General features: G+C 45.8%; 9 protein-coding genes (1 of these 9 only partly in view). All 9 read left to right on the top strand.

Annotated elements, in window-relative coordinates; all coding sequences use genetic code 11:
• On the top strand, positions 1-407 hold the 3' portion of the coding sequence (locus ACX4JR_RS12105; RefSeq protein ID WP_476058302.1) for a YebC/PmpR family DNA-binding transcriptional regulator. The gene continues 322 nt to the left of window position 1, outside the view; only the last 407 of its 729 coding nucleotides appear in the window; the start codon falls outside the window, past its left edge; it ends in the stop codon at positions 405-407.
• A gap of 94 nt (positions 408-501) precedes the next feature.
• On the top strand, positions 502-1,155 hold the full coding sequence (locus ACX4JR_RS12100; protein WP_476058301.1) for a hypothetical protein: 654 nt from the start codon (positions 502-504) through the stop codon (positions 1,153-1,155).
• A gap of 86 nt (positions 1,156-1,241) precedes the next feature.
• A complete protein-coding gene (ruvC, locus tag ACX4JR_RS12095) occupies positions 1,242-1,730 on the top strand; it encodes a crossover junction endodeoxyribonuclease RuvC (protein WP_476058300.1) in 489 nt (162 codons plus the stop codon).
• Positions 1,727-2,323, top strand: coding sequence for a Holliday junction branch migration protein RuvA (ruvA, locus tag ACX4JR_RS12090; protein ID WP_476058299.1), 597 nt, complete (start codon positions 1,727-1,729; stop codon positions 2,321-2,323). The genes ruvC and ruvA overlap by 4 nt, the downstream gene beginning before the upstream one ends.
• 47 nt (positions 2,324-2,370) lie before the next feature.
• Complete coding sequence (gene ruvB / locus ACX4JR_RS12085) at positions 2,371-3,411, top strand: Holliday junction branch migration DNA helicase RuvB (RefSeq protein WP_476058298.1); 1,041 nt, start codon at positions 2,371-2,373, stop codon at positions 3,409-3,411.
• A 36-nt stretch (positions 3,412-3,447) separates the two neighbouring features.
• Entirely contained in the window at positions 3,448-3,999 is a 552-nt protein-coding gene (locus ACX4JR_RS12080; RefSeq protein WP_476058297.1) for an epoxyqueuosine reductase QueH, read from the top strand.
• A complete protein-coding gene (locus ACX4JR_RS12075) occupies positions 3,999-4,223 on the top strand; it encodes a DUF2905 domain-containing protein (protein ID WP_476058296.1) in 225 nt (74 codons plus the stop codon). Before ACX4JR_RS12080 ends, ACX4JR_RS12075 begins: the two co-directional genes overlap by 1 nt.
• 129 nt (positions 4,224-4,352) lie before the next feature.
• On the top strand, positions 4,353-5,765 hold the full coding sequence (locus ACX4JR_RS12070; RefSeq protein ID WP_476058295.1) for a SpoIID/LytB domain-containing protein: 1,413 nt from the start codon (positions 4,353-4,355) through the stop codon (positions 5,763-5,765).
• Between the two features lie 23 nt (positions 5,766-5,788).
• On the top strand, positions 5,789-6,811 hold the full coding sequence (gene queA, locus ACX4JR_RS12065; protein WP_476058294.1) for a tRNA preQ1(34) S-adenosylmethionine ribosyltransferase-isomerase QueA: 1,023 nt from the start codon (positions 5,789-5,791) through the stop codon (positions 6,809-6,811).
• Positions 6,812-6,819 lie beyond the last annotated feature (8 nt).

The following is a 6,819-nucleotide window of genomic DNA, read 5'->3' as shown; positions in this document are numbered from 1 at the left end:
GCACTGCCGCAGAAATAAGGCATTGTTTTTCCAAGTATGGTGGAAACCTGGGAGAAGCCGGTTGTGTATCGTGGATGTTCGAGAAGCAAGGGATTATTATTGTAGGAAAGGATTCGGGGATTAATGAAGATGATTTGATGCTTATGGCCTTGGATGCCGGTGCTGATGATTTTAAGGATGAAGGAGAAGTTTATGAAATAACTTGCACTCCGGACAGTTTGAATTCGGTTAAGGAAAACCTTGAGAAACAGAATGTTTCGATAATGGAAGCCCAGGTCACTATGATCGCTCAAAATACTGTAAAACTTGAGGGCCAAAATGAAGAAAGAATGAAAAAACTAATAGATATTCTGGAAGACCACGACGATGTGCGAGAAGTTTATACAAATTGGGAGGTGGATAATTAGGGGTTACCGAAAATGCCGGTAACCTTTTTCATTTTGTATAAAAAATGGCCGGACAGGAAATAATGGATTGATGAGTTAATTTGGAGGTTTGGGTATGATTAAGGGCATGTTAAAAATTGGTACGGCTGTGATTTTAATGCTGACTGTAGCCAGTATTACTTATTTTTCTTTTATGTATCTGTTCCCGCCGGTGGAAAAACCTGTTTCCACTGTTTTACAACAACTTATTAACTTGGATGGGGAAGATGATGTTTTAATTAAACCGGGTATCATTGTCCGAATAGAAAAGAAATATGCGTGCGGGGACGTATTTGTTGATTTCCAGGGACCTGCGCCAAAGGATCTGCAGGGATTGTCTGAAAAGGAAGTCCGGGGAAAATATTCTCCCGATAAAGGATGGAGCATAAGCAAGCTTAGCGGTGGCATAGTAAAATTAAGTCAATCTGTAAATAATCTTTGTGACCGACACCGCCAGTACAGGCACCTGGGAATTTATCAAGGTATGCTTGCCGTATATGAAGGGCCCTTGGGGTATAATGAAAGTTTGATAAGGGTGGAAAGAAATATAGCTGTAGAAGATTTGCCGCCTGAATTACGTATCAAACTTCAACAGGCGATGGATTTTGAGCGGCAGGCTTCTTCCACCAAGCTACAATTACGTAAACAGTTGGAATTTCCCAGTGAACAAGATTTAAATACCGCCCTGGACAGCTTAGATGAACTGGGCGGAGAACATTTGGGGTCATAAAAATTATTTTTTATGAAGAAGAACGATAATCAATTAGTTGCTTGAGCTGGGGGGATATGCTACCATTAAATGGGGAGTGTATGTTAATGCGTATAATTGGTATTGATCCCGGAACGGCAATTACAGGGTACGGTGTTATTGATTATCTTGGCAATAAATTTCGCCCCATTGACTATAACTGCATAAAAACTTCGTCCAAGTTGCCTCTGCCAGAGAGGCTTCAATTACTTTACTCGGGAATTAATGAGATTCTCCGGTCTTACAGGCCGGAGCATTTTGCCGTGGAGGCACTTTTTTTTAACAAGAATAGCCGTACGGCCATGGCGGTGGGACAAGCACGTGGGGTCGTACTGCTGGCAGCCGCCCACTGGGGGTTGCAGGTATATGAATATACTCCTTTGCAAATTAAACAGGCGGTTGTTGGTAATGGCAGGGCAGATAAGAGGCAAGTTCAATATATGGTTAAAACAATATTAAATTTACCCTGGATACCCCGACCCGATGATGTGGCAGACGCATTGGCCGTCAGTATCTGTCACGCTCACCACCGTACCGGGTTGAGGTGGATTTTATGATTGCCTTTTTAAACGGTGAACTGGTTTCCACTGAGCCTGGAGCGGTGGTGTTGAACGTGGGAGGAGTTGGTTATCGTATTTTAACTCCTGATTCAACCCAAAACCGCTTACCGGCTTTGGGAAAGAAAGTCAAGCTTTTTACACATCTCGTAGTGAGAGAAGATGAACTGCAATTGTACGGCTTTTCCTCTCAGGAGGAATTATCTTTTTTCCTGCTCCTTTTAAGTGTGAGCGGTGTGGGCCCCAAGGGAGCAATGGCCCTGTTATCAAGTTTCAGCCCGAAAACCATTCACCAGGCTGTGGCCGAGGAAAATGTCGCTCTTTTGGCCAGGGCCCCTGGTATAGGAAAGAAAACGGCCCGGCGGATTATTTTAGAATTAAAGGATAGGTTGGGGCCGGTGGTGCCCGGTAGCTTTCAACAAGACAAAGTTTTACCGGCCCCGGCGGGTGAAGCGGTAACAGCTCTCACGAGCCTTGGCTATCGGCAAACTGAAGCCCGGACTGCAGTGGTCAAAGTTATAGAGCAAAAAGGTGAGGATCTGAAACTTGAAGACCTTATAAGATATAGTTTAAAGTTATTGGACAACGTATAGGTTCGGCTTTGAGTTTTAATATGGGATTAATGAAAGGGTGTTTTTAAATGGGGGAGGACGGTAGGTTGGTATCCGCTGCGGCGCGGGAAGAAGACTTTGATATTGAGGTGAGTCTCCGCCCCCGCAGGCTGGACGAATATATAGGCCAGCAAAAGGTGAAGGAAACCATTGATATATTTATTCGGGCTGCCAAGGGACGCGGTGAGGCGTTGGATCATGTTTTGCTTTTGGGTCCTCCCGGATTGGGAAAAACAACCCTGGCCCATATAATAGCAAATGAAATGGGAGTAAATATAAGGGTTACTTCCGGCCCTGCAGTGGAGCGGCCAGGCGATTTGGCGGCCATTTTAACAAATTTGGAGGAGGGAGACGTATTATTTATAGATGAGGTGCACCGTTTAAGTAGAACGGTGGAAGAAATACTCTATCCGGCCATGGAGGATTTTTCCCTGGACATAATCATAGGTAAGGGGCCGGGAGCCCGTTCTATCCGGCTGGACTTGCCCAGGTTTACTTTAATCGGGGCAACTACCAGGGCCGGGCTTTTAACATCACCTTTGCGTGATCGATTTGGTGTTATTAGCAGGCTGGATTACTATCATTGGCAGGATCTGGTAAAGATTATTGTGCGGGCGGCAAAGATTTTAAATGTGGAAATAGAACCTGCAGGTGCCGAAGAGATTGCCCGCCGTTCCAGGGGCACACCCAGGGTAGCCAACCGCTTATTGAAGCGGGTGCGGGATTATGCCCAGGTAAAGGCAGAGGGTATAATAACAAAGGAAGTTGCCCTGGAGGCTTTAACATTTTTTGAGGTGGATCCACTGGGTTTGGATAGCGTGGACCGAAATATATTACAAACTATAACAGGAAGGTTTAACGGAGGGCCGGTTGGTTTAGAGACCCTCGCCGTGTCGGTAGGTGAAGAGGCCGAAACCTTGGTAGATGTTTATGAGCCCTACCTTATACAACTGGGCCTGTTAGCCAGGACTCCCAGGGGAAGAGTGGCAACCCCCTCGGCCTACCGGCATTTGGGAATTGAAATGAAAAAAGAACAAAATCTCTTCAATGAGTTAAATGAAGGTGATTAGGTGTTATACTAACAGGGTAAGCACGGAGGTAATTTTATGCGCTTGTTGCTGCACATTTGTTGTGCTCCCTGTTCCATATATCCCGTGGATTTTTTGCGCGAAAAGGGTCTTGAAGTTTACGGCTACTTTTATAATCCTAATATCCACCCGTACACCGAGTGGAAAAAAAGGCGGGATACACTGGAACAGTATGTAAAGGATATTGGTTTAAAAGTAATATTCGATGAGGGCTATCATTTGGAGGATTTTTTGCGTAAAGTGGTACACAGGGAGTCTGTGAGGTGCCAATTTTGCTATTCAATGCGGCTTAGCCAGGCGGCAGCAGTTGCCAGGCGGGGTAAATTTGACGCTTTCAGTACCACACTTTTAGTAAGCCCTTTTCAAAAACACGAGCTGGTAAAAGAAATCGGCGAGGCGGCAGGACGGGAAAAAGGCATACCGTTTTATTACGAAGACTTTCGTCCCGGATTTAAAGAAGCTACGGCCAGATCAAAGGAACTGGGGCTTTACAGGCAGCGGTATTGTGGCTGTATTTACAGCGAAAAGGAACGCTACCTCAGAAAGTCCAAGAAAGAAGGTGGTGCTTAATGCCTTACCTGTATTCCATTGGCAAATTATTACTGGTGCTGGGAGTAATGCTTGTAATTTTGGGCGGGCTTTTAATGGTAGGAGGGAAATTGGGCCCGCTGGGCAAACTACCGGGGGATATTTTCATTGAGAGGGGTAACGTAAAATTTTATTTTCCCCTGGCCACCATGCTACTTTTAAGCTTAATTCTTTCCTTGTTTTTGAATCTCTTTTTCCGACGTTAAATGTATACAAAAAATGACTTGAGAATATCTATTTTGTCTTCTGCCGGTATGCAGGCAGGAAAATGGTTAATCAATGTCGAATTTCCCTGGACATGCGTTGTGAGGAGGCTTTCCGGGGAGGTTTGTTTTATGCGGGAAACAGGAAGCATGAAGAACATGTTTAAACTGCGGCTGATTTTAATGCTGTTCTCCACTTTGTTTATACCTTTACATCCCGCACGGGCTGAAGTGCAAGTAATCCCCCAAACGGTGCGGGTTTGCATTGCTCAAAAGGTTACCGATGCTTTTTTTTGTGTACAGGGCAAGTACCGCTTGGTGGACTATAATACGGGAACGATTATAGGGTTTCCCCGGGAGGCTGAAGAATGGAGGATTACCTTTTCCGGTAACCGAATGGAAATTTTCAATGAACAAAATAAAATAGGTGGCTACATTGGCCCGGTGGGATTGGAGGAAATAAAATACCGGGTAAATATATTATCGGGAAGCGGTTCTGTGCTTCAAAAGGGTAACGCCAGTGAGCTGGCAATTTTAGGGGCGGAAGGTAATGTCATTTATCCCAAAGGTGCTCTTTCTGATCTCTGGGCCCAGGGAAAAGATGTAATTTCTGTCCTTAAGCCAGCCGGCGTATTGAATTTGGTTGACGTCCAGCTCGGAAGCGGACAACCCCGGCGGACGTACCGGGGAGGACTTGAATTCCGTAACGGCGAAGACGGCCTTTTGGTAATTAATCAACTGGGTATTGAAGAATATTTATACGGGGTTGTCCCGGCGGAAATGCCTTCCTGGTTTCCTCTGGAGGCCTTAAAGGCCCAGGCGGTGGCATCAAGGAGTTATCTTGTGTCCCAATTTGGGAATTATGCATCTCAGGGATTTGATATTCTGGCCACTCAAAACAACCAGGTGTACAAAGGATATTCCGCCGAACACCCGGTTACATCAAGGGCGGTGGATGCCACCCGGGGAGAAGTTGTGGTTTTCAGGGGACAGTCAATTCCGGCCTTTTTCCATTCCAGCAGTGGGGGATATACTGAAAATAGCGAGGATATCTGGAGTGCTGTCTTACCGTATATAAGATCCAGGCCTGATCCTTATGACAGGTCCGAAGAAAGTGAAAAGCATTATAACTGGCAAGTGGTTTTATCTCAAAATGAGCTGGTTGATCAATTAAATCAAAAGGGTTATCAGTTACAAAGGATTGATGACATTAAGATAATGGAATTAACTTCTTCCGGGAGGCGGGTTAAAAGGTTACTTGTCAGCGGAATTGATGTGGCGGAAAATCCGGTAACCGTAGAATTGTCCAATGCCGATAAGGTGCGCAGGACTCTGGGTCTTAAAAGTTCTATGTTTACGATAGAAAAGGAAATTGACCCTCAGGGACGTCTGTTGGCGGTAACCTTTACCGGCAGCGGATGGGGCCACGGCCTGGGCATGTCCCAGTGGGGGGCCAAGGGGATGGCCGAACAGGGTTATAGCTACCGGGAAATTTTGCAATACTATTATACAGGTGTTTCCATAGCCAATAATTACGGCCTGTAAATTGAGGCAAGGTGAGTAATCCATTGAAGTTATCAGAATTTGATTATTATTTGCCCGAGGAGTTAATCGCCCAGGAACCGGCTCCAAAAAGGGATCAGTCCCGGCTTATGGTGGTAAAAAGGGATTACCCGGAAATAGAACATCGCCATTTCCGGGATATTTTGGATTACCTGCGGCCGGGTGATACCCTGGTGCTTAATGACAGTAAGGTTATACCTGCGCGCCTGATGGGCAAAAGGGAAAAAACGGGTGCCGGGGTAGAGGTTTTATTACTTAAGCCCGCCGGCTCCCGTCGCTGGGAGGTTTTGGTGCGGCCGGGTAAAAAGGTACGGGTGGGAGAGCGGCTTACTTTCGGTGAAAAGCTTTCCGCGATGGTAATTGATAGTGCTCCTGCCGGAGGGCGGGTGCTGGAATTTGAGTTTGCGGGCTCCTTTCAGGAAATATTGGAACAGGTGGGAGCTATGCCCCTGCCGCCCTATATTAAAAGGCAGCCCCAAGACCCCAGCCGCTACCAAACAGTATACGCAAGTAAGCCAGGGTCGGTGGCCGCTCCTACGGCAGGGTTACATTTTACCCGTGAACTTTTAGAAAAAATTAAAGAAAAAGGGGTAAATATTGCTTTTGTTTTACTTCATGTCGGGTTAGGGACATTTCGGCCGGTGCGGGTTGAAAACATCGAGGAGCACCATATGCATGCAGAGTATTACGAAATAACGGAGGAAACGGCAAGAACCATAGAAACTTCCCGGCGCAATGGGGGAAGGATCATAGCCGTAGGGACCACCACTACCCGTTGCCTGGAATTTGTTGCCGGTAAATACGGAGGTGTAATCTCGTGTTCCGGGTGGACGGATTTATTTATTTACCCGGGATATAAATTTAAAGTTATTAATGGATTAGTAACCAATTTTCACCTACCTAAAAGTACACTTTTGATGATGGTTTCGGCTTTTGCGGGCAGGGAAAAGATATTGGAAGCGTATAGGGTGGCTGTGGGAAAAAAGTACCGCTTTTTTAGTTTTGGCGATGCTATGCTTATTATATAGGGGGAAAT

The organism is Desulfofundulus sp. JL263-se (assembly GCF_056316025.1).
Note: the sequence above shows the minus strand (reverse complement) of the source record. Positions and strands in the feature narration are given on the sequence as shown.